Origin of the sequence: Actinospineispora spinosispora DSM 44797, from assembly GCF_000429025.1 — a bacterium.
In the GTDB taxonomy this organism is placed as follows: domain Bacteria; phylum Actinomycetota; class Actinomycetes; order Mycobacteriales; family Pseudonocardiaceae; genus Pseudonocardia; species Pseudonocardia spinosispora.
On record NZ_AUBB01000024.1, the window covers coordinates 180,240 to 201,970 of the forward strand.

21 protein-coding genes and 1 tRNA gene are annotated in these 21,731 nt (G+C 69.8%); 13 read left to right on the forward strand and 9 right to left on the reverse strand.

The window, feature by feature from the left end:
* The first annotated feature begins 14 nt into the window (after positions 1-14).
* A complete protein-coding gene (locus tag G406_RS56710) occupies positions 15-962 on the forward strand; it encodes an HNH endonuclease signature motif containing protein (protein WP_156934777.1) in 948 nt (315 codons plus the stop codon).
* A 106-nt stretch (positions 963-1,068) separates the two neighbouring features.
* Here the strand turns inward: G406_RS56710 and G406_RS0110810 are convergent, their stop codons facing one another.
* The 3 genes from G406_RS0110810 to G406_RS56715 all read right to left on the reverse strand — a co-directional run bounded on the left by G406_RS0110810 (position 1,069) and on the right by G406_RS56715 (position 3,071).
* Positions 1,069-2,604, reverse strand: coding sequence for a tyrosine-type recombinase/integrase (locus tag G406_RS0110810; protein WP_028933841.1), 1,536 nt, complete (start codon positions 2,602-2,604; stop codon positions 1,069-1,071).
* A 76-nt stretch (positions 2,605-2,680) separates the two neighbouring features.
* A tRNA-Arg gene (locus G406_RS0110815) sits at positions 2,681-2,756 on the reverse strand.
* Positions 2,757-2,927: 171 nt separating this feature from the next.
* On the reverse strand, positions 2,928-3,071 hold the full coding sequence (locus G406_RS56715) for a hypothetical protein (protein WP_156934778.1): 144 nt from the start codon (positions 3,069-3,071) through the stop codon (positions 2,928-2,930).
* A gap of 226 nt (positions 3,072-3,297) precedes the next feature.
* Between G406_RS56715 and G406_RS0110825 the strand changes: the two genes are divergently transcribed.
* Entirely contained in the window at positions 3,298-3,927 is a 630-nt protein-coding gene (locus G406_RS0110825) for a maleylpyruvate isomerase family mycothiol-dependent enzyme (protein WP_028933842.1), read from the forward strand.
* Here the strand turns inward: G406_RS0110825 and G406_RS0110830 are convergent.
* Together G406_RS0110830 and G406_RS0110835 are read right to left on the reverse strand one after the other, a co-directional pair.
* Positions 3,904-5,688 carry a chloride channel protein gene (locus G406_RS0110830; protein WP_037075974.1) on the reverse strand — a complete coding sequence of 595 codons (1,785 nt, stop codon included), beginning with the start codon at positions 5,686-5,688 and terminating at the stop codon, positions 3,904-3,906. The genes G406_RS0110825 and G406_RS0110830 overlap by 24 nt on opposite strands.
* Positions 5,685-6,161: a MarR family winged helix-turn-helix transcriptional regulator gene (locus tag G406_RS0110835; protein WP_028933844.1), complete on the reverse strand. Its 477-nt coding sequence runs from the start codon at positions 6,159-6,161 to the stop codon at positions 5,685-5,687. Before G406_RS0110835 ends, G406_RS0110830 begins: the two co-directional genes overlap by 4 nt.
* A 74-nt stretch (positions 6,162-6,235) precedes the next feature.
* On the opposite strand from G406_RS0110835, the gene bluB reads away from it, so the two are divergent.
* The 4 genes from bluB (at position 6,236) to G406_RS0110855 (ending at position 9,770) form a co-directional block, all read left to right on the forward strand.
* Positions 6,236-6,877, forward strand: a complete 642-nt coding sequence (bluB, locus tag G406_RS0110840; protein ID WP_028933845.1) for a 5,6-dimethylbenzimidazole synthase — start codon at positions 6,236-6,238, stop codon at positions 6,875-6,877.
* Between the two features lie 25 nt (positions 6,878-6,902).
* A complete protein-coding gene (locus G406_RS46120) occupies positions 6,903-7,781 on the forward strand; it encodes a lytic transglycosylase domain-containing protein (protein ID WP_211241107.1) in 879 nt (292 codons plus the stop codon).
* Between the two features lie 123 nt (positions 7,782-7,904).
* On the forward strand, positions 7,905-8,894 hold the full coding sequence (locus G406_RS0110850; RefSeq protein ID WP_028933847.1) for an adenosine deaminase: 990 nt from the start codon (positions 7,905-7,907) through the stop codon (positions 8,892-8,894).
* A gap of 9 nt (positions 8,895-8,903) precedes the next feature.
* On the forward strand, positions 8,904-9,770 hold the full coding sequence (locus tag G406_RS0110855) for an NAD(P)-dependent oxidoreductase (RefSeq protein ID WP_028933848.1): 867 nt from the start codon (positions 8,904-8,906) through the stop codon (positions 9,768-9,770).
* A 3-nt stretch (positions 9,771-9,773) separates the two neighbouring features.
* Here G406_RS0110855 and G406_RS46125 read toward each other — a convergent pair whose 3' ends face one another.
* Complete coding sequence (locus G406_RS46125; RefSeq protein WP_169736673.1) at positions 9,774-11,039, reverse strand: L,D-transpeptidase; 1,266 nt, start codon at positions 11,037-11,039, stop codon at positions 9,774-9,776.
* A 182-nt stretch (positions 11,040-11,221) separates the two neighbouring features.
* Here G406_RS46125 and G406_RS0110865 point away from each other — a divergent pair, with 182 nt between their 5' ends.
* From G406_RS0110865 to G406_RS53850, 3 genes are all read left to right on the forward strand, one after another.
* A complete protein-coding gene (locus G406_RS0110865) occupies positions 11,222-11,911 on the forward strand; it encodes a response regulator transcription factor (RefSeq protein ID WP_028933849.1) in 690 nt (229 codons plus the stop codon).
* A 67-nt stretch (positions 11,912-11,978) separates the two neighbouring features.
* A complete protein-coding gene (locus G406_RS0110870) occupies positions 11,979-13,376 on the forward strand; it encodes a HAMP domain-containing sensor histidine kinase (RefSeq protein WP_028933850.1) in 1,398 nt (465 codons plus the stop codon).
* 118 nt (positions 13,377-13,494) lie between these two features.
* Positions 13,495-15,339 carry a trypsin-like peptidase domain-containing protein gene (locus tag G406_RS53850; protein ID WP_156934779.1) on the forward strand — a complete coding sequence of 615 codons (1,845 nt, stop codon included), beginning with the start codon at positions 13,495-13,497 and terminating at the stop codon, positions 15,337-15,339.
* 544 nt (positions 15,340-15,883) lie between these two features.
* Here G406_RS53850 and G406_RS0110880 read toward each other — a convergent pair.
* The 3 genes from G406_RS0110880 to G406_RS0110890 are packed head-to-tail and all read right to left on the reverse strand — an operon-like array spanning position 15,884 to position 17,879.
* A complete protein-coding gene (locus G406_RS0110880; RefSeq protein WP_245607076.1) occupies positions 15,884-16,525 on the reverse strand; it encodes a class I SAM-dependent methyltransferase in 642 nt (213 codons plus the stop codon).
* Positions 16,522-17,223: a TIGR04282 family arsenosugar biosynthesis glycosyltransferase gene (locus G406_RS0110885; protein WP_028933852.1), complete on the reverse strand. Its 702-nt coding sequence runs from the start codon at positions 17,221-17,223 to the stop codon at positions 16,522-16,524. The genes G406_RS0110880 and G406_RS0110885 overlap by 4 nt, the downstream gene beginning before the upstream one ends.
* A complete protein-coding gene (locus G406_RS0110890) occupies positions 17,220-17,879 on the reverse strand; it encodes a glycosyltransferase family 2 protein (protein ID WP_028933853.1) in 660 nt (219 codons plus the stop codon). The genes G406_RS0110885 and G406_RS0110890 overlap by 4 nt, the downstream gene beginning before the upstream one ends.
* 126 nt (positions 17,880-18,005) lie before the next feature.
* Here G406_RS0110890 and G406_RS0110895 point away from each other — a divergent pair, with 126 nt between their 5' ends.
* The 4 genes from G406_RS0110895 (at position 18,006) to G406_RS0110910 (ending at position 21,718) form a co-directional block, all read left to right on the forward strand.
* Complete coding sequence (locus tag G406_RS0110895) at positions 18,006-18,734, forward strand: response regulator transcription factor (protein WP_028933854.1); 729 nt, start codon at positions 18,006-18,008, stop codon at positions 18,732-18,734.
* 16 nt (positions 18,735-18,750) lie between these two features.
* On the forward strand, positions 18,751-19,788 hold the full coding sequence (locus G406_RS0110900; RefSeq protein WP_156934780.1) for a sensor histidine kinase: 1,038 nt from the start codon (positions 18,751-18,753) through the stop codon (positions 19,786-19,788).
* Positions 19,789-19,940: 152 nt separating this feature from the next.
* Positions 19,941-21,263: a molybdopterin-dependent oxidoreductase gene (locus G406_RS0110905; RefSeq protein ID WP_084215957.1), complete on the forward strand. Its 1,323-nt coding sequence runs from the start codon at positions 19,941-19,943 to the stop codon at positions 21,261-21,263.
* Positions 21,263-21,718, forward strand: coding sequence for a hypothetical protein (locus tag G406_RS0110910; protein WP_037075976.1), 456 nt, complete (start codon positions 21,263-21,265; stop codon positions 21,716-21,718). The genes G406_RS0110905 and G406_RS0110910 overlap by 1 nt, the downstream gene beginning before the upstream one ends.
* The last annotated feature ends 13 nt before the right edge of the window (positions 21,719-21,731 follow it).

Here is a 21,731-nt window from a genome sequence, read left to right on the forward strand (position 1 = left end):
GGAAGGACATGGGTGTGGGCGAACGCAACTACAGCAAGGCCACCGAAGCTGCAATGTTCGCGATGAGCATAAAATGCTACTATCCAGGCTGTCGGGTGCCAAGCGTCAGTATCTTTGGAAGCGATACGAAGAAGAACGTCCAGATTGCGCACATAGTGGCGGTCTCGCCAGGTGGTCCACGCTATCGGATGATGTCGGTAGATAAGCGGGATAGTTTCGGGAACCTGATCCTTCTCTGTGCTTTCCATCATGCACCTGTAGATCGAAAAGCCAATGAGAAAAAATATACTGAGCCTCGACTTCTGCAGTGGAAGGAGGAAAATGAGAAAGATTTAAAGTCTAAGATTAAGGGACTGAGTAGTTTCACTGAGGGAAAATTGGAGCAGATGCTGAACCTTGCAGTATCTTCCACAAAGATGGAGATCATGACTGCTCTGGACAAGTTGGAAGATGTTAGTAGAGATACGTCGAACTTGCTCCGGCTCCTTCTGGATAAAGTCGAGCGCCATTACATTGATTCTGATTCGGTGGCAGCGCTCTACGCTGCATCGCTGAGGTTCGGTCATCTCGAAGAGAATGCATCGACGCTCTACGCAGCGGCAGTACGGCTCGGTAACCTAGAAGAGAACAGTGTCAATATGGTGAGAGCAGCGGACGCGCTCACGGCGATTGATACCAATGCAATCCACGCGGCATCTGAAAAATTTGAGCAGTTTTCGCAGGACTTCTCTGGGATGATCCGGTATCTCCCAGACGTCTCTGGCGTGAGTCATTCCGTCGCAGAGGCAGGTCGAGAGATTGTGGCTGACATCAAGACGGCGATGGGATCGATCGAGAATGGTCCGCCAGTTGAGTTTGTGGCTGACCGCCAGCGGTGGAAGTTCTTCCTGGTTGGTTTTTTCTGTGCGGTCGTTGCTGTCCTAGCGATTGCGATTATGCTGTCATCCCGTGGCTCAGTTTGACGGGCTTATTTAAACCTTGAGCGGCCTCTGACTTCGCATCTGCTGAAAGTGTGGTCGCTTGCGGCTATTGAGCGGCGGTCGTGACCGTATTCGGCGATCATTATTCTCACAGCTCAGGTCTGCTGACGGTCGCCCGACGGCCGCGACCGGCCGTAGCGAGACCTGCTGCAGTGAGCAGACCGAGGGCGCGGTGGGCTGTACCGACAGAGACTCTGTAGCGTTCCCGAATGTCTTTGATCGTGGGTAAGTAATCGCCGGACTTCAGGATGCCGCTATTGATGGCGCCACGTAGATCGGACGCGATTCGCTGGTAAGGGGCGCCCTGTTCATCCGGTTCCGGCGTTGGCTTAGCCGCCGAAGGTCCAGCAAGCAAGTCTAGATCGATGGGCAGCGTGGGCATTCGGCCGTCGATGTTTCCAGCGGCGCGCTGGTCGGCCTCAGAGACCCATGCTGTGTAGACCCGCAGTGTGGTCGAGCCTCCGCCACCGTGACCGAGGCGACCGGCGACGGTGCGAACGTCCACGCCAGCCGCAATCAGCTCGGTCGCCGAGTAATGGCGGAGCTGGTGAATGTGCATGTCCCAGCCGAGCCGCGCGCACATCCGGTGAAAGCGCTGCGTGACGGTGCTCGGCTTCAGCCAGTCGAGATGGTCGGGCGACGGCGAGAACAGCCGCCCATCCTTCGGGATCGTGATGCCAAGCTCACGGGCGTCAGACTCACGGCTGGCACGGTAGGCGGTCAGGAGCGAGACGGTGACCTTGTCGAGTGCGATACGTCGCTGCTGGTGCGTCTTGGTGGGCTTCTCCCATGTCTTCGCGCCGTCCTGGGCGATGCTCGTCTTGATGGACAGCGTCGCCGTGTTCAAATCGAGGCGGTCCAGACGTAGCGCGCACATTTCGCCGCGCCGGGCTCCGGTGGTCATGGTCAGCCAGACGAACACACCCCATGCCGGGTCCTTGAACGCCTCGTTGACGATCGAGGCGGCCTGTTCCGGGGTAGGCGGGTCCGGATCGCTCTTGACAGCCTTCGGGGGCTCAGCCTGGTCGAGAGGGTTGACGGTGATCCAACGCCAGCGGACGGCCCTCGTCAGCGCGCCGCTGAGACAGAAATGCACCTGGCGGATGGACGACGCCTTGAGGGGCTTGCACGTGTGCCAGCGGCACTGGTCGTCGCATTCGTGGTCGTCGTCCGAGCTGCTGTGCTCCATGAACGCCCGTCCGTCGCAATGCGTTCGGCAGCGGCGCAGGATCGAGTAGAAGGAATCGAGCACCTCGCCGTCGAGCTTGGCCACGGACAGCTCGCCGAGGAGCGGGCGGACGTGGTTGCGGATGTAGCCCTCATAGCCTTTGCGGGTGGTCACATCGACGTCGAGCAGCTCCAGGTAGCGATCCATGAGCTGGTTGACGTTCGCCTTCGTTCGCGGGTTGCGCTGCTCGTCCACCTGGTTGATCAGACGGGTGCGCGCGGCCTTCGCATCCTTGAGCGCCGCCGGGCTGTCCGGGATGACCTCGGTGAGGTAGTTGCGCTTGCCGGTGAGTGGGTCGATGCCCGCGTAGACCTTCACCCGCAGCGAGCCGCTGGGCAGGGTCTCGATCTCGCCGCGCTTGCGGCCTTCAGCGGGGCGGGGTCGCGAGGCAGCCATGGTGCGCATTCTAGGCGACTCGCACCACGAATAGCACCACATCTGCGATCCAAGATCGCTGGTCAACGTTCTGACCTGGTGCCCTCGGCAGGATTCGAACCTGCGACACACGGTTTAGGAAACCGATGCTCTATCCCCTGAGCTACGAGGGCGTGCGCTATTCGTCTGTGCTGGTCAGAGCCACTTCCGTGAGAAGTGGAGAGTGGCTCACGGGACCAGGGCCCGCGAGGAGCCCGTAGTCCGTGACACAGTCTAGAGCCTGCCGGTCGACACCTGGGCAACGGCCACGGGACCGGTGATCCGGTGTCGTGATCTTGCTCGGCCTAGTCGCCGTCGCGGTACTTGTGGCGGCCCTTCCACACGTTGTCCTGGTCGAAGCGCGCCCTGCGGTTCTCCGCGCGCCAGCGACCGAGGTAGTAGCCGGGCACGGCTCCGATGAACAGCATGATCCATAAGGTCGAGGTCACGAGTCTGCTCCTTCTCGCCTGGGTTGCCAGCCGGAGTGCGGCATCCAGGGCCGACCGTGTCACGATCGTGGAAGTGCCTGGTCAGAACCTGATATTTCATTCGCAGTCGCATCGGTTGTTCGCGCAATCACGAGCGTTCTCACCGGGTTCGCGTGCGAGCGATGATTTCCGGGGGCCTCTCCGGTCTCACCTCCGGACAGGATGGATCCGAGCGGAGGAGGCAATCATGAGCGACGTCTGGCCACTGGTGCACGTGGAGCGTGCGGCCCTGATCGACGACCTCGCGCAGCTCGACGACCGCGGCTGGGACGTGCCGTCGCTGTGCGCGGGCTGGACGGTGCACGACGTCGCCGCCCACCTCGTGGACACGGCGAAGACCACGCGACTGGGGTTTCTGGTGGGGCTCGCCATGGCGCGCTTCGACTTCGACCGGCAGAACGCCGTCGGGGTGGAGCGGGAGCGGGGGGCGTCGCCGGGGGAGACGCTCGAGCGGCTGCGGCACGTCGCCTCGCGCACCTCGACCCCGCCCGCGCACCTCGACACCCGTCTCGTCGAGGAGGTCGTGCACGGCGAGGACATCCGCCGGCCCCTCGGGCTCACCCGCGCCTACCCGGGTGAGGTCGTCGTGCGGGCGCTGCGGCTCCAGGCGCGTACCCCGGCCTCGTTCGGTGGCGCCAAGGAGCTCGTGTCCCGTGTCCGGCTGACGGCCAGCGACGCGGACGTGGAGCTCGGCGACGGTCCACGAGTGGCCGGCACCGCGCTGTCGCTGCTCCTGGTCATCTCCGGACGGAAGGTCGCGCTGGACGAGCTCGACGGGCCGGGGATCGAGGCACTAGGCACGGCGGGCCCACGGTAGGGGCAGGACGCGCTCGCTCGTGCGCTCCTCGACCAGGTCGCGGTGGCGGCCCTGCAGCAGCTGGGTGACCGTGATGATGCCGAGCAGCACCCCGTGGTCGTCGCGGTCGACGACGGGAGCGCGGGCGACACCGTGTTCTGCGAACAGGTTGGCCACCTCGCGCAGCGTGTGGTCGGCGTGCACCACCAGCGGCGACCGGACCATGACGTCGGACAGGAGCCGGTCGTCGTCCGGGCCGAACGTCACCTCGAGCATGTCGCGGCGGGTGACGACGCCGGCCAGGCGGTTGTCCTCCAGGATCGGGTAGAGCCGCTGGCGGTGCTGGCGGTCGCGTTCCTGGACGTGTTCCGGCGAGGTGAAGTCGTCCAGGGCGGCGCGCAGGCTCAGGTCGCCGGGCAACGTCACCATGTCGGTCCACATGACCTCGCTGGCGAACAGCACCTCCAGCGGATCGACCGAGTATTCCCTGGTCAGGTGGTAGCCGCGGCGGGCGACCTTTTCGGTGAGCACGGACCTGCCGAGCACCAGCGCGGACAGCAGGTAGGCGATCGACGCGGCGACCACGATCGGGAGCAGCGCGTTCCACAGGTGGGTCAGCTCCAGGGAGAAGATCACCCCGGTGAGCGGCGAGCGCATCACCCCGCCCAGCACCGCCGCCAGGCCGAGCAGCGCCCAGAAACCCGGGTTGACCGGCGGGAACAGGTGCCCGACCAGCGCGCCGAGGGCCGCGCCGATCATGAACGTCGGCGCCAGGACACCGCCGGACGTGCCCGAGCCGAGCGAGATCGACCAGATCAGCGTCTTCACCACGAGGATGCCGAAGATCAGCCCCAGCGTCGCGTTGCCGTGCAGCAGCTCGTCGATGACGTCGTAGCCGACGCCGAGGGCCCTCGGCTCGACGAGCCCGCCCGCGCCGATGACCAGCCCGCCGATCGCGGGCCACCACATCCAGTGCAGCGGCAGCCGGCCGAACAGGTCCTCCGACAGGTACACCAGACCGGTCGCCACGATGGCGAGCAGCGCGCCGAGCACACCGATCGCGGCACAGCACAGGAAGATCGCCGGGTCCAGGTGCAGCACCGTGTCCGGCAGCCCGAAGATCGGCGCCGTGCCCAGCAGCGACCAGCGGCAGATCGTCGCCGTCGTGACGGCCAGCGCGGTCGGGAGCATGCTGCGCGGCCGCCACTCGAACAGCAGCAGCTCCACCGCGAGCATGATCGACGCAAGCGGAGCGTTGAAGGTCGCGGACATACCCGCCGCCGCGCCCGCCACCAGCAGCGTCTTGCGCTGGTCCGCGGTCAGCCGCAGGAACTGCGCGATGACCGAACCGACCGCGCCGCCGGTCATGATGATCGGTCCTTCGGCGCCGAACGGGCCGCCGGAGCCGATCGAGATCGCGGCCGACACCGGCTTCAGCACGGCCACCTTGGGCTGGACCTTGCTGCCGCCGACCAGGATCGACTCGATGGCCTCCGGCATGCCGTGACCCCGGATCTTCTCCGACCCGTACCTGGCCATCAGGCCGACGATGAGCCCGCCGAGCACCGGCACGAACAGCACAACCCACCAGTGCGAGTTGTGCGGCGCGACCAACGTCGTGTCCAGGCGGCCGGCGAAGAACAGGTTCGTGAACAGGCCGATCAGCTGCAGCAGCGCCCACGCCACGACGGAGGCCACCGCGCCGATCGGGATCGCGAGTGCGCAGATCGCCAGGACGTCGGGTCTGAGCTCGAAGTCACGCAGGTGACGCGCCGTGCTCACAGCGGCCCCGGTCCGGTCCAGTGCAACGCCGGCACGTCGGCCGCGGTCGCGCAGAACTGCCGCGCGCCGTCGACGACCGACGCCCGGGTCTGCTCCGGCATGCGGTCGAGCGCGTCGCGCAGTGCGATCTGGCGGACCGCCAACACCTGCGCGACGACCGTCCGGCCGGTCTCGGTCACCTCGACCGTCACCACGGCACGATTGCGCTCGTCCGCGCCGCGCTCCAGGTATCCGCTGGTCACGAGCTTGTCGGCGAGCCGGGTGACGGTCGAGGCATTGACCCCGAGTGCCGCCGCGAGGCGCGAGGACGGAACCCTGCCGAGATGGTGCAGCACCAGCAGCAACCGGAACTGCGAGAACGAGAGACCGGAGGGCGCCGCGTGTGCGCTGTTCCAGGCGAGACCGACCAGGACCCTGGTCAGCATCTCCAACGCGGCGACCTCGGGGTCGGTGTCGGACGCTAGCTCTTGCATTAGGCAATACTTGCTTTCAGCAAAGCCGGTCGTCAACGCGAGGTGGCTCACCCACGGTTTGAGAGGGTGGCGGGGTGCACACCCTGAGCGAGCTGTACGAGGTCATCCATCGCCGTCGGGATGTCCGGGGCCAGTTCACCGGCGAACCGATCGAACCGGCGGTACTGGACCGAGTCCTGGACGCGGCGCACGCCGCGCCCAGTGTCGGTCTGAGCCAGCCGTGGGACTTCGTCCTGGTCCGTGACGACGTCACCCGGCGCTCGTTCCGGGAGCACGTCGAACGGCAACGCCGCGAGTTCGCCGCCACGCTCGACGGGGAGCGCGCCGACCGGTTCGACAACATCAAGGTCGAGGGCATTCTCGAGTCGACGCTGTCGATCGTCGTGACCTACGACCCCGCCCGGGGTGCGCCCGCCGTGCTGGGGCGTCATTCCATCGCCGACGCGGGGCTGTACTCGGTGTGTCTGGCCATCCAGAACCTGTGGCTGTCCGCGACCGCCGAAGACCTCGGCGTCGGCTGGGTGTCGTTCTTCGCCGAGTCCTTCCTGTCCGAGCTGCTGGCCATCCCGGACGGTATCCGCCCGGTCGCCTGGCTGTGCGTCGGACCGGTCAGCCACCTCGAAACGGTGCCTGACCTGGAACGTCACGGCTGGCGGTCGCGGCGCCCGCTGGCCGCCGCGGTGCACCACGATCGGTGGGGCGGCGCCAGGGCCTGAGTCGTCGGCTACCGTCGAAGGCACTGTGGTTTCCCGATTATCAGCGGTTGTCCTCGCCCTGCTGCTCCTGACGTCGGCCGGTTGCTCGGCCGGCGGCGGCAACGCGCCCGGCCCGGCCTGCGCCTCGACGCCGGACCCGGCCACACTCGCCTGCCGGATCGGCGCCGCGGAGGGCGTGATCCACGATCCTGAGGTCACGCGGGAGGCACTCGCCTCGGCGGGACGCGACGCGCAGGACGCCTACCAGGAGCTGGGGTCCCACCCGGAGTGGGACGCCCAGGTGCTCGCCGCGCTCGACCCCGCGCGCCGCGAACCGGCCCGCTACGCCGCCGACGCCTACCGGCAGCTCACCTCACTGGCCGGGGCGCCAGGCGCGAACCTGCCTGCCTGGCGGATCGTCGACCCGCTGCCCTCGGACACCCTGCGCGGCCTGTACGGCGAGGCGCAGCAGCGGTTCGGTGTCGACTGGACGGTCCTTGCCGCCGTCAACCTGGTCGAGACGCGCATGGGGCGGGTCGTCGGGCTGTCCAGCGCGGGAGCGCAGGGGCCGATGCAGTTCATGCCGCCGACCTGGGCGCAGTACGGCCTCGGCGGCGATGTGTGGCAGCCGAGGGACGCGATCCTCGGCGCGGCCAACTACCTCGCGGCGAACGGCGGAGCGGACCCGGCACGGCTGGACCGTGCGCTCAAGCGTTACAACAACGACGTGCGCTACGTCCGCGCGGTGCGGGACTACGCGGCCATGATGGCGGCCGATCCCCGGGCGTTCGTGGGATTGCACGCCTGGCCGGTGGAGTACCGCTCGGTTGCGGGCGACATCCCCCTCAACACCGGCTACGCGTCCGCACGCCCGATCCCCGTGGCCGAATGGCTCGCGACCAACCCGCCGCCCGCCGTCCGATAGCCGGCCGTCGGTGACACCGCGCACCGTCCGTCCACGCCGCGCTACGTGCACATCGCGCGGTGTGACCACAGGGTGCGCGGCGTGGCCGTGATCATGATCGGTCGCGCCACTAGCCTGGGGTGCGTGCCGATTCCCAAAGCCGAGCTTCACCTGCACATCGAGGGCACGCTGGAGCCGGAGCTGGCGTTCACGCTGGCCGAGCGCAACGGTGTCGACCTGAGCTACGCCTCACCGGACGAGCTGCGCGAGGCCTACTCGTTCGCCGACCTCGGCTCGTTCCTGCGGCTCTACTACGCGCTGATGCAGGTACTGCGCACCGAGCAGGACTTCGCCGACCTCACCGAGGCCTACCTGGCGCGGGCGCGGGAGCAGGGCGTCCGGCACGCGGAGATCTTCTTCGATCCTCAGGCGCACACCGCGCGGGGTGTCCCGATCGACGAGGTCATCGGCGGCATCTCCCGGGCGCTGGACGCCGCGCCGGAGCGGCACGGCATCAGCACCGGACTGATCCTGTGCTTCCTGCGCGACGAGAGTGTCGAGTCCGCGCGCGCCACCTTCGAGGCGGCCCGCCCGCACCTCGATCGGATCAGCGCGATCGGTCTCGACTCGGCGGAGGTGGGGCATCCGCCGTCGAAGTTCGCCGAGCTGTACGAACTGGCCGAGGCGGCCGGGCTGCGGACCGTCGCGCACGCCGGTGAGGAAGGCCCCCCGGAGTACGTCTGGGAGGCGCTCGATGTGCTGCGGGTCGAACGGATCGACCACGGTGTACGCAGCATGGAGGACGCCCAGCTCGTCGCGCGGCTGGCCGAGCAGCAGATTCCGCTGACCGTGTGTCCGCTGTCGAACCTGCGGCTGGGGGTCGTCGACGACCTGGCAGACCACCCGCTGCCGAGAATGCTGGCGGCCGGTCTGCTGGTCACGGTCAACTCCGACGACCCGGCCTACTTCGGGGGATACGTGGGGGACAACTACACGGCCGTGCGTGAGTCACTCGGCCTGGACGACGACCAGGTACGCACCCTGGCCCGCAACTCCTTCCGGGCCGCGTTCCTGGACGAGCCGACCAAGCTGCGCTATATCGCCGAGGTCGACGCGCACCCGATGCGTTCGTAGCCTGGTGCCATGACTGTCGCACTGCTGGGAACGGGGATCATGGGCGCCGGCATGGCGCGCAACATTCTGGCCGCGGGGCTCCCGCTCACTGTATGGAACCGGAGCAGGGACAAGGCGGCCCCGCTGGCCGACGAGGGCGCGACGGTCGCGGACACTCCCGCCGAGGCGGTACGCGGCGCGGACGTCATCGTCACGATGCTGCGCGACGGGCCGAACGTGACGCAGGTGATCGCCGACGCCGAAGCGGGTCTGCGCCCCGGCCAGGTCTGGGCGCAGTGCACCACGGTCGGTCCGGCGGCCGCCGCCGAGCTCGCGGAACTGGCATCGAAGCACGGGCTGGTGATCGTCGACGCGCCCGTGCTGGGTACCAGGGCACCGGCCGAGCAGGGCCAGCTGCTGATGTTCGCCTCCGGGGCGCGCGCCGAGGCGGAGCCGCTGCTGACGCCGGTGTTCGACGCGGTCGGACGCAAGACGGTATGGCTCGGTGACGACCCGACGGCGGCCAGCAAGCTCAAGCTGGTCGCCAACAGCTGGGTACTGGCGATCACCGGCGCCACCGCCGAGACGCTCGGGTTCGCCCGCGCGCTCGGCGTCGACCCACAGGCGTTCCTCGATGCGGTCGCGGGTGGTCCGCACGACCCTCCCTACCTGCGGATGAAGGCTGCCGCGATCCTCGGCGAGGAGTGGGAGCCGAGCTTCACGGTGAACAACGCGGCCAAGGACGCCGATCTGATCGCCGACGCCGGTCGCGCTGGCGGCGCTCGGATGGACATCGCGGAGGCCGTCGCGGCGCGGTTGCACCGGGCCGACGCACAGGGTCACGGCGACAAGGACATGGCCGCGAACTACTTCGCCAGCTTCGACGCCGACTCCTAGGAGCTACTTGTTCTGGGCGGCGGCCGGCGCGGCGGACGGGTTCGGCGTGGCGACCGGCGCGGGCGGCTTGTTGTGCAGCGCCGAGCCGGCCACGTAGTCGTCCCAGCTGAACAACCAGTCGGAGATGTCACCGTCGGCCGGGGTCAGCGGACGGCTGGTGTTGACCACGTTCACCGGGTCGCCGATCTGCACCCAGTCGTAGAAGAACTTGCCGTTCGCGGGCGACAGGTTGACGCAGCCGTGCGACACGTTCGCCCGGCCCTGCTGACGCACCGTCGCTCCGTTGACGTGTACGAACTCGCCGTTGCTCGAGATGCGGACGGCGAGCGGCAGCACCTCGTCGTAGAAGCCGTCCTCACCTTCCTGCGGGCCGCCCCAGCTGTCCGAGCGCATCCGCTTCGTCGGGTGCTTCTCGTAGGCGACGTGCATGCCCCACTGGCTGGGGTACTTCGCCTGCCCGAGCGACGCGGGGAACGTCTTGATCGGCTTGTCGTTCTCGAACAGCGTCACGGTGTGGGTGCCGGCGTCCGCCGTCACGTAGTGGTGGGCGCCGATGGTGAACGACGAGGTGTGATCGCCCGCGCCGAACGTCCCGTTGCCCGCGTTGACCCCGCGCAGCGACGAGTTGACCTTGACGGTCGTGCCGGGCTTCCAGAAGTCCTTCGGACGCCAGTGCACCCGCTGGCTGCTCATCCAGTGGAAGGACCCCTCGGTGGCGATGCTCGGCGAGACGCTGAGCGCGCGTTCCACCGCCGCCTTGTCGGTCACCGGCCGGTTGAAGTAGATCGAGATCGGCATCGCGATGCCGACGGTCTGCCCGTTGCTCGGGCGGACCGCGGTGACGGCGAGCGTCCGCGCCGGTGCCACGGTGGTGAACGTGCTGTTCAGCGGCTGACCAGGGGTGCCGTCCGTGCCGGCACCGGTGGCCGCGACGGTGTAGTTGCTCTTGAACGCCAGCGGCGCCGAGGTCCAGCGGGTCTTGTCCGGGCTGAGCGTTCCGGATACCGGTTTGCCGTCCGGACCGGTCAGCGTCACGGTGTTCAGCGTGCCGTCGGTGGCGGTGACGACCAGCGGATCGACGATGCCGACCTGCTGCGCGCCGGGCGGCACCGAGGACGCGAGCCGGACCGGTGCAACGGCGGGTGTCACGACGTCGGCCAGCGGCGCCGAGGGGCCGGAGGACTGGACGGACACGGTCACCAGACCGGCGGAGAGCGTCAGCGCCACCGCGGCGGCCAACATGCCGCGCATGGTTCGTGTGTTGCGCACCCGGGCTCCCCCTTTCACCTGGCCCGACCCCCACCGGGACTGATCCTCAGGTCGTTCCATCACTCCTGAGGGTTACTCAGAATAATCGGAAGCCCGCTGATCGGCATGACCCGAGGGGTATGTCGCACCGGATGAGGTGGTCCGCTCAGGTGAATCTCAGGCGTTCGGTTCACACTGGCCGCATGCGAATTCTGGTGGTCGACGACGACCGGGCGGTTCGGGAGTCGTTGCGGCGATCGCTGTCGTTCAACGGCTATCAGGTCGACCTGGCGACCGACGGGCAGGCGGCGCTCACCGCGGTCGGCATGGCCCGGCCGGACGCGATGGTGCTGGACGTCATGATGCCCCGCCTCGACGGGCTGGAGGTGTGCCGCCGGCTGCGCGGCACCGGCGACGACCTGCCGATCCTGGTGCTGACCGCGCGGGACGCGGTGTCCGACCGCGTCGCCGGTCTGGACGCGGGCGCCGATGACTACCTGCCCAAGCCGTTCGCGCTCGAAGAGCTGCTCGCCCGGCTGCGCGCGCTGCTGCGCCGCCGCACCGGCACCGACGTCGACGCCGAGCTGGACCCGCTGACCTTCGGCGACCTGTCGCTCAACCCGGAGACCCGCGAGGTCAGCAGGGGTGACCGGCCGATCAGCCTCACCCGCACCGAGTTCTCGCTGCTCGAGCTGCTGCTGGCCAACCCGAGGCGAGTGTTGACCCGCACCCGCATCCTGGAGGAGGTCTGGGGGTACGACTTCCCGACCACCGGCAACGCGCTCGAGGTCTACATCGGGTACCTGCGGCGCAAGACCGAGTCCGAGGACGAACCGCGGCTCATCCACACCGTGCGCGGGGTCGGCTACGTCCTGCGGGAGAGCCCCCCGTGATGAGGCCGGCGTGTTGAGAAGGGCCACGTCAGGCGTACATGAGGGCTGGCAGCGGCTCGTCGCGGCCATGCGGGAGCGCTCGGCGGAACAGGGCGGTGCCGCGTGGCGGGGCGCGACCGACCAGGTGTCGCTGCGCATGCGGGTCGCGTTGCTCGCAGCGATCATGGTCGGTCTGGCCTCGGCGGGTGTGTCGGCCGCCGCGTACTTCGTCGTGCGGGGCTCGCTGTACTCGGACCTGGACGACCAGCTCGTGGTGCGCGCCAACACGGTCGTGTCCAGCGGCATCCTGAACAACCAGAACGCGCTGCCGGTCGCCGCGCTGTACGGCTCGGACATCCGGGTCGGTCTGATCAACTCGCAGGGTCACGGGGTCGCGGCGCTGGGGTCGCCCCCGCCGCCGATCGGGGACGCGGAACGGGACGTGGCGGGCGGTGAGCTGGCCAGCTCGCTGCGCACCGTGCACGACCTGCGGGTCCTCGCGGTGCCGGCCGGACCGCGGGGTCTCGCGCTGATCCTGGCCCAGCCGATGGACCCGATGCGGCACACACTCGCCGGACTGGGCGTGGTCCTCGCCCTGGTCGGTGGGGCGGGTGTGGTGCTGGCCGGGCTCGCCGGAGCCGCCGTGGCCGGCGCGGGTCTGCGCCCGGTCCAGCGGCTGACCGCCGCCACCGAGCGGGTGGCGTCGACCGGTGACCTGCGCCCGATCCGGGTCACCGGCAGCGACGAGCTGGCCAGGCTCACGCACAGCTTCAACGTGATGCTCGGTGCCGTCGCCGCCGCGCAGGAACAACAGCGCAGGCTCGTCGCGGACGCCGGACACGAGCTGCGTACCCCGCTGACCTCGCTGCGCACCAACATGGAGCTGCTGATCGCGGCCAGCGCACCCGGCGCGCACCTGCTGCCCGAGTCCGACCGGCTGGAGATCTTCGACGACGTCCGGGGACAGATCGAGGAGCTGACCACGCTGGTCGGCGACCTGGTGGAACTGGCACGCGACGACGCCCCGCAGGCCGTGCACGAGTCGGTCGAGCTGGTCGAGGTGATCGAACGGTCCCTGCAGCGCGTCCGACGTCGAGCCGGTGAGGTCACCTTCGAGCCGCAGCTGGTGCCCTGGACGCTGCTCGGTGACGCGACCGCGCTGGAGCGGGCCGTGCTGAACCTGCTGGACAACGCCGCGAAATGGAGCCCGCCGGACGGCGTCGTCCAGGTCGGGCTGCACCAGGTCGGTGACAACACGGTGATGCTGGAGGTCGCCGACTCCGGCCCCGGCATCGCCGACGCCGACCTGCCCAGGGTCTTCGATCGGTTCTACCGGGCGACCGAGGACCGGGGACGCCCCGGCAGCGGGCTGGGCCTGGCGATCGTCAAGCAGGTCGCCGAACGCCACGGCGGCACGGTCCGCGCTGGTCGAAGCGTGGCGGGCGGCGCGCTGCTGGCCGTCACACTGCCCGGTTCAGCCGGGTGAGTTGTGCGGGTCGGCGTTCGCACGGGGCCTCGGGGGGATAGGGACATGCCCTACTCTCGGGGGCCGAGGCCCGCGCGCTTCTGTTTCTTCTACCGCTTTTGTGAACGACGGTGAGGGTATGGCCTACGACGAGACGCCAGGGCGGCGCGACGACGCCGCCGAGCAACTCGAGCAGAAGGCGGGGGTCCCAGCCGAGGATCAGCGGGCTTCCGCCGAGCGAGAGCAGTTCGAGCGGCAGTTCGCCGAGAAGGCCGCGCAGACCGAGACGTCCGACAAGACGGCCGAGGTGACGCCCGCCGAGGACAAGCCGTCCGATGCGGCGCCGGAGGCCGACGAGAAGCAGGCCTCCGCCGAGACGACCGCGCCGGTCGCGAGCGAACAAACCGCCGGCTCTGAGGAGAAGGCCGCCGGAGAGTCACCGGAGCCGACCGAGGGACCCACCGAGCCGAATCCGCCGACCGAGCCGATCTCGACGAAGCGCCCGGACGCTCCCGGCGACGGGTCCTCACCGTGGGCCCGCCCGGACGGCCAGGCCTCACCGACCGCCCCGGTCCCGACGATCCCGCAACAGGCCGTGCCGACCGGTGCGTTCGCCGGGCAGCAGCCTGCCGCCTACCCCGGGACGCAGCCGTACCCGGGTGGTGCCCCGTATCCGGGGGTCCCGGCCTACCCGGGCGCCCCGGCCCAGCAGGGCGCCCCGGCGCCGGGCGCTCCTGGCCAGGCGCCGGGCCAGCAGCCCTCCTCGGCACCGTCCACCGGTAGCTCCACCCGGCGGAAGCTGCTGGTGGGAGGTGTGGTGCTCGCGTTGGTCGCCGCGCTGATCGGCGGCTGGCTCGGCGGCATCGTCGGCTACCGCTACGCGGCCTCGGGCGGGCACCTCAGCGTCCTGGACGGCCCGTCGCCGGACGCCGACGCGGGCGCGGCGCCGGAAGGTGTCGTTGAGGAGGTCGCGCAGGGCACGCTTCCGACCGTGGTCCAGATCAGAGTGACCGCCGGGCAGCAGTCCGGTGCCGGCTCTGGCATGGTGATCAGCCCCGACGGGCTGATCCTGACGAACAACCACGTCGTGTCGATGGCCGCGGCGGGCGGTGACCTCAAGGTCCTGTTCCAGGACGGCAGGGTCGTGCCCGGCAAGATCGTCGGACGGGACAAGACGTCGGACATCGCCGTGGTGCAGGCACAGAACGTGTCCGGCCTGAAGCCGATCACCCTGGGCAACTCCGACTCGGTGCAGATCGGCCAGACCGTGATGGCAATCGGCTCTCCATTGGGCCTGGGTGGCACGGTCACCACCGGAATCGTCAGCGCACTGAACCGTGCGGTCTCGGTCGGTTCCGACGGCGACGACCCGGCACCGCCGGACCTGCCGAGACGACCGCTGCCCCGGCCGAACGGGGGACTGCCCCCGCTGCCCGGACCGGCCCCGGAGAACCCCGACTCGCTGAAGCTCCCGATCTCCAACGACGAGGTTCTCAACGCCATCCAGACCGACGCGGCGATCAACCCAGGCAACTCGGGCGGCCCGCTGGTCGACCTGGAGGGCAACGTGGTCGGGATCAACACCGCGATCGCCAGCGTGGCGGGAGACGGCGGCCAGGGCGGCTCGGTCGGCCTCGGCTTCTCCATCCCGATCAACCAGGCCAAGCGGATCGCCGCCGAGCTGCAGCACACCGGCCACGCCATGACCGCCTCGCTGGGCGCGAGCGTGCAGACCGCCGGCCGGCTGGCGCCCCTCGCCGAGCAACCCGGCGCGCTGGTGGTCGGTGTCGAGCCGAACAGCCCCGCCGCGGCCGCCGGTCTGAAGCCGCAGGACCGCATCGTGAAAATCGACAAGCGGCCGATCCCCGGCGGCAGCGAGCTCGTCGCCGCGATCCGCAGCCACGCGCCCGGTGACACCGTGGAACTGGTGTTGAGCGATGGACGCACGTTGCGTGCGGTGCTGGCGGGAAAGCCTGACAACTGAGTGAACGGTAGCCAGCAAGCGGCGGAAGGGTCACCGTTCGAAAACAGCCTCATTTTTAAGGGGTCGAATCCGCCAAATGCGGGTACCGTAGTAGGTATCCAGCCAGTCCTGGTCCGCAGTGCCGGATCGGGCTTTAGCCGCCGCACCGGCGTAGGTCCCCCCTCCCAACGCCGGTGCGGCTCCTAATTTCCCCCTCGTGAGTGATGAGGCTGCCTACCGCGAAGCGGCGCCGAAGGCGTAGCCGGGGTGGGCACTCACGACAGCTTTTCCGTCGTGAGGGTCCAGTCCGGCTATAGGCGGCCTCAGCACTCACGAGAACCCCGAGGCTGTGCACTCTCTGCACGCGGTCGGGACCACGGCCTCGTACCCGGCTTAGCCCGTACCCGGCTTCAAGGCATCTCGGCTTCGCCGTCGACTCGTGAGTGGCAAGGGCGCCTATAGGCGCCCGGAGCACTCACGACGGAAAAGCTGTCGTGAGTGCTCCGAGCGCCTACGCCTTCGGCGCCCCTCCGGGGTAGACACCCTTGCCACTCACGAGGGCCACTCACGCGGTGGGGGTCAGTTCGGCGTAGGGGCGTCTGCCGGCTCGGCTTCGTCGCACGGACAAGCCGGCCGACGCGGCGACCGCCGGTAGCGCGTCCAACCCCACCTGCGCCCAGGGGAACCAGCCGCTGTCCGACCCGTCCGAAGCAACCAGCCGGGCGGGTCCACGCCACAGGCCGGACCGCCGGGTCAGCTCCACCAGAACCGACCCGCGCCGGGACAACAGACCCCGCACCCGGTGAAGCAGAGCGACAGGATCACCCCCGATGCCGATGTTGCCGTCGGCGAGCAGCGCGTGATGCCAGCGCCCCTCCCCGGGCAGTGGCTCGAACACGTCCCGGCGTAGTGCGACAGCACCTCGTGCGCGGCACAACCGGATCGCCACGTCCGAGCTGTCCACCCCCAGCGCCGGGACGCCACGCTCGGCCAACGCGGCGACCAGCCGGCCGGGCCCGCATCCCAGGTCGACGGTCGGGCCCTGGCACGCGCGCAACAGCCACCGGTCCGAACGGTTGGCGTCGGCCCGCCACCGCCGAACCGGCAGCGCGATCGGCGGCGCGCCGGACCGGTCCAGCCGGCAGAACTGCCCGGCGAGGCCCGCGTCGAATGCGCGGGGCAGCCGGGGACCCGCGTCGATGCTCACGAGCGCGAGGCGTGCAGACGGGCCGCACCCAGCACCGACGCGACCTCGGCGGCGAAACGCCGGCCCGCCGAACCGGACCCCGCGACGGCCAGCGCGTCCTCGGCGGTGTCGACGTCCCTCAGCTCGGGCAGCAACGCGACGGTCAACCCGGCCGCGCGCAACGCGTGCAGCGTCCGGTCCCCGGTGTCGTCGCGGGAGGTCGGGACCGACGCGACCAGAGCAGCGGCCCTCGGATCCCGCAGCCCGAGCGCCCACCAACCGCCGTCGAGCGCGGGCCCGAGTACCGCGTCGAAGCGTCCCCCGAGCACGCGCAGCGCCTCGGTCAGCACACCGGAACCCGCCTGTGGGGTGTCCATGCCGATCTGCAGCACGGCGGAACCCGGCGCGCGATCGGCGACCTCGGCGTGAGCAGCGGCGATCCGCTCACCCAGCGTCCCGCCGCGCTGCTCGAAGCGGACCACCCCGGCCAGCGACGCGACGACCTCGTCGTGCCGCTGTGCGTCCGCCAGCTCCCCACTCCAGGCGACCATCGGTGTGGCGCCGGGTACGGCGGACACGGCGTCCACCGTGTCCAGCAACGACGCGGCCGCGATCCGGGCCGCACCGACCGGCGAGGCGGGTGGGCAGAGCCGGGTCTTCGCGCGGCCGGCGACCGGCGACTTGGCGAGTACCAGCAGCACCGGGTCGGGGGCGGTCATCGGATGGTCGCCAGCACGGACGTCATGTTCGCGGCCGCCTGCACCGTGCCGCGCAGCGAACCGGACACCTTCGAACGACCCCCGGTCCGAGGCCGGTAGGGCACCTCGAGCTCGTGCAGCCGCCAGCCAGCGGCGGCGGCCCGCAGGAGCAGCTCGAGCGGATAGCCGGACGCGCGGTCGCGCACGTCCAGCGCAAGCAGGTCCGCTCGACGGGCGGCCCGCACCGGGGCGATGTCGTGCACCGGAACGCCGCGGTGGCGCAGCAGCGCCGCGATCGCCACGTTGCCGGCGCGCGCATGCCACGGCCAGGCTCCCGCCCCGGTCGGCATCCGCCGGCCGACCGCCATCTCGGCCCCACCCTCGGCGACCCGCGCGACCATGACCGGGAGCACCTCGGGCGGCAGCGAACCGTCCGCGTCGAGCACGCACACGTATGTCGCGGTGGCCGCCTCGAGCCCGGCATGGACGGCGGACCCGTAGCCCTTGCGGGGCTCGTGCACGACCATGGCACCCGCGTCGGCGGCGACGCGCGCGGTGTCGTCGGTGCTGCCGTTGTCCACCACGATCGCCCGGTAACCGGCGGGCAACCGGCGCAGTACCCCGGGCAGCGCCTCCCGCTCGTTGAGACAGGGCAGCACGACATCGGCTGTGATCATGGGTCCGACAGTAGGAACACCGGAGGTCCGAGAGGGTACTTCCGCTGCTTACGGAGTGATGACGGTGAGACCCGTGTGGTGCAGCACGACCCTCGACGTGGTGGGCCGCACCGTAGGTTCTGACCTATGACTGGTGCGGCCGGACACGTTCTGGTGATCGACGACGACCCGACGGTGCGCGACGTGGTGAGCCGCTATCTGACGAAGGCCGGCTACCAGGTGTCGCTCGCCGCCGACGGGGAACACGGCCTCGCGCTGGCGGGTGACCCGACCACGACGCGGCACCCGGACCTGGTGGTGCTCGACCTCATGCTGCCCGGCCGGTCAGGGCTCGACGTGTGCCGTGAGCTGCGCAGACGCGACAGCGGTGCCTACCTGCCGATCATCATGCTGACCGCGCTCGGCGAGGAGGAGGACCGGGTCGTCGGCCTCGAGCTGGGTGCCGACGACTACGTGACGAAACCGTTCAGTCCCCGTGAGCTGGTGCTGCGGGTCGGTTCGGTGCTGCGCCGTTCGAAGGACGTCGCGCAGCCGTCGGCGATCCCGCCGGCCTCGGACGGGGATCTCACCGTCGACGCGTCCGCCCGGCGCGCCGTACTGGCCGGGGAGGAGCTCGCACTGACCGTCCGGGAGTTCGACCTGCTCGCGTTCCTGATCAGACACCCCGGTCAGGCCTACACCCGCGCCGAGCTGCTGGAGAAGGTGTGGGGGTGGAGCTTCGGCGACCAGTCCACGGTCACCGTGCACGTGCGGAGACTGCGCGAGAAGGTCGAGCCCGATCCGACGCGGCCCCGGCGGATCAGCACCGTGTGGGGCGTCGGCTACCGCTACGACCCCGTCACCGACCAGGCCTGAGTAGAGGAGACGCTCGATGAGCATGGTGTGGGCCGAACTCGGCGAGGTGTGGCAGCTGGCCCTGATGTTCACGCTGCCGATCGCGCTCGTCGGTGCCGTACTGCTGCAGCTGATGCGGCGCTACTCGATCATGGCCGCGGTGACCGTGCTGGTGCTGATGCCGGTGCTGGCCGCGTTGGTCGGCGTGCTCGGGGTCAGCGGTTTCATGCTGGATCCGCAGCTCAACCGCACCGTCGCGGTGTGTCTGGTGGTGGCGGCCGTATCGGTGCCTGCCGGTCTGCTGCTCGGCAGGGGACTGGCCCGCGACAGCGTGTGGGAACGCGAGGCCAGGGATCGGGAACGGGCGGCGGAGTCGGCGCGGCGTGAGCTCGTCACCTGGATTAGCCATGATCTGCGCACCCCGCTCGCCGGCATCCGGGCGATGTCCGAGGCGCTCGCCGACGGCGTGGTGAGCGAGCCCGAGGAGACGGCCCTGTACGCGCGGCGGATCGGCAAGGAGACCGAACGTCTCGCCGGCATGGTCGAGGACCTGTTCCAGCTGTCCCGGATCACCTCCGGGGCCCTGCGGCTCAGCCTGGCGGCGGTCCCGCTGGAGGAGGTGGTGTCGGAGGCGGTCGCGGCCGAGTCGGCGCGCGCGACCAGCAAGGGCGTCCGGCTCGCCGCCGAGTCGGACGCGGTGTGGCCGGTGGTCTGGGGCAGCGACCCCGAGCTCGCCAGGGTCGTGCGCAACCTCGTCTCCAACGCCGTCCGGCACACACCTCCGGACGGGACCGTGGTGCTCGCGGCGGGCACCGAGGACGGGCATGCCTGGCTGCGGGTGCAGGACGGCTGCGGCGGCATCCCCGAGCACGACCTCGAGCGGGTGTTCGACGTGGCGTTCCGTGGAACCACGGCGCGCACCCCGACCAGCACCGACGATCTCGCGGACTCCGGCGCCGGACTCGGCCTCGCCATCGCGCGCGGCCTCGTAGAGGCGCACGAGGGGCACATCTCCGCGCGCAACTCCGGACCCGGATGCAGCTTCGAGGTCCGGCTCCCGCTGGCGAACCGCTAGTGCGTTGACCACGAAGCTGGGACGTCGAGGGCCGGTGAAGGTTCGTGGCCAGCGCACTAGCTCTTACCAGGTTGTTGCTGATCGCTTACCGCACGCTTACAGACGGCCCGGACCAGCCCGAACACCGTGATCACCTGGCTAACGTCACCGCCATGACCTCCGGTGACTACGGATTCCCCGCCGCGCTGTGGCGCACGATCGCACGGTTCCGGCCGCCGTTTCTAGGCCGGACCAAGGCGTGGCGCAGCCCGATCCGAGGCACCTGGCTGACCTCGATCTTCGGCGCGGTGCTGCTGGTGACGCTGCCGGTCGTGATCCTGACCGGGCTGCTCGACTACATCGCGTACGGCCCCCAGTTCGGCCAGGCGTTCCCCGGGAACGTCGGCTGGCTGCACCTGCCGTACTTCTCCTGGCCGGCGCGCCCGTCGTGGCTGTTCCGGCTGACCCAGGGGCTGCACGTCGGGCTCGGGCTGGTGCTGATCCCGGTGGTGCTGGCCAAGCTGTGGTCGGTCGTACCCAGGCTCTTCTCCTGGCCGCCTGCCCGTTCGCTGGCCCAGCTGGTCGAGCGGCTGTCGCTGCTCGCGCTGGTCGGCGGCATCCTGTTCGAGCTTGCCACCGGCGTGCTGAACATCCAGTACGACTACGTGTTCGGTTTCGACTTCTACACCGCGCACTACTACGGCGCGTGGGTGTTCGTGGCGGGTTTCGTCACGCACGTGGTGGTCAAGCTGCCCACGATGCTGCGAGGCCTGCGGTCCCGTTCGCTGCGTGCCGAGCTGCGCACCGGCGTCGCCGACACCCGGCCCGAGCCGTCCGACCCCGCCGATCCGGACAGTCTCGTGGCGATCGAGCCCGGGCCGCCGACCGTGTCCCGCCGGGGCGCACTGGCTCTGGTCGGCAGCGGGTCGCTGCTGGTCGCCGCCCTCACCGTCGGCCAGACCGTCGGAGGGGTCCTGCGACCGGCGGCACTGTTGCTGCCCCGGGGCCGTTCCTACGGCGACGGCCCGACGGACTTCCAGATCAACCGGACGGCGAACGCTGCCGGTGTCGTGGGCGCCGACGTCGGGGAACACTGGCGGTTGTCGCTCACCGGAGGAACCGAGCCCGTGCTGCTGGACGCGGCCACACTGGCGGCGCTTCCCCGGCACACCGCGACCCTGCCCATCGCGTGCGTGGAGGGCTGGTCGAGCACCCAGACCTGGTCCGGGGTGCGGCTGCGCGACCTGGCGGCCCGCGCCGGCGTGCCGGCCCCGACCTCGGCCCGCGTGCGCTCGGTGGAGCGGGCCGGGGCGTTCAACTCGGCCCAGCTGACCTCGGCGCAGGTGCTGCACCCGGACGCGCTGCTGGCCACCCACGTCAACGGCGCGCCGCTGAGCCTGGACCACGGCTTTCCCGCCCGCGTCGTCGTCCCAGCCCTGCCCGGGGTGCACTGCACCAAATGGGTCGGCTCGATCGAGTTCCGGAGTGCCTCGTGATGATCAGACGACTTACCGCGCTGTACGGTGCACATCCGCTGCAGCTGGTGCTCATGCTCGCCGCGCTGGCACTGGCCGGTGGCGCCGCGCTCGGTGTCGCGGACAACCCGCAGTGGCTGCGCATGCTGGTCTGGTTCGCCGCCGCGATCGTGGCGCACGACCTCGTGGCGTTCCCGCTCTACGCCGCGGTCGACCGGCTGTTGTCCCGGTGCAGGGCGGTCAACTACGTGCGTGTCCCGCTGATGGCGTCGGCGCTCACGTTCGTGCTGTTCCTGCCCGGCATCATCCGCCAGGGCGCGGTGACCTACCAGGCCGCGACCGGGCTGACCCAGGAGCCCTTCCTCGCCAGGTGGCTGATTCTCTGCGCGGTGTTCTTCGCGGCGTCGGCGCTCGTGTATCTCGTCCGAGGATGGGCATTCGGCCAGCGGATGGGACGTACCGCCGACGTCGACTAAACTAGGGGAGGTA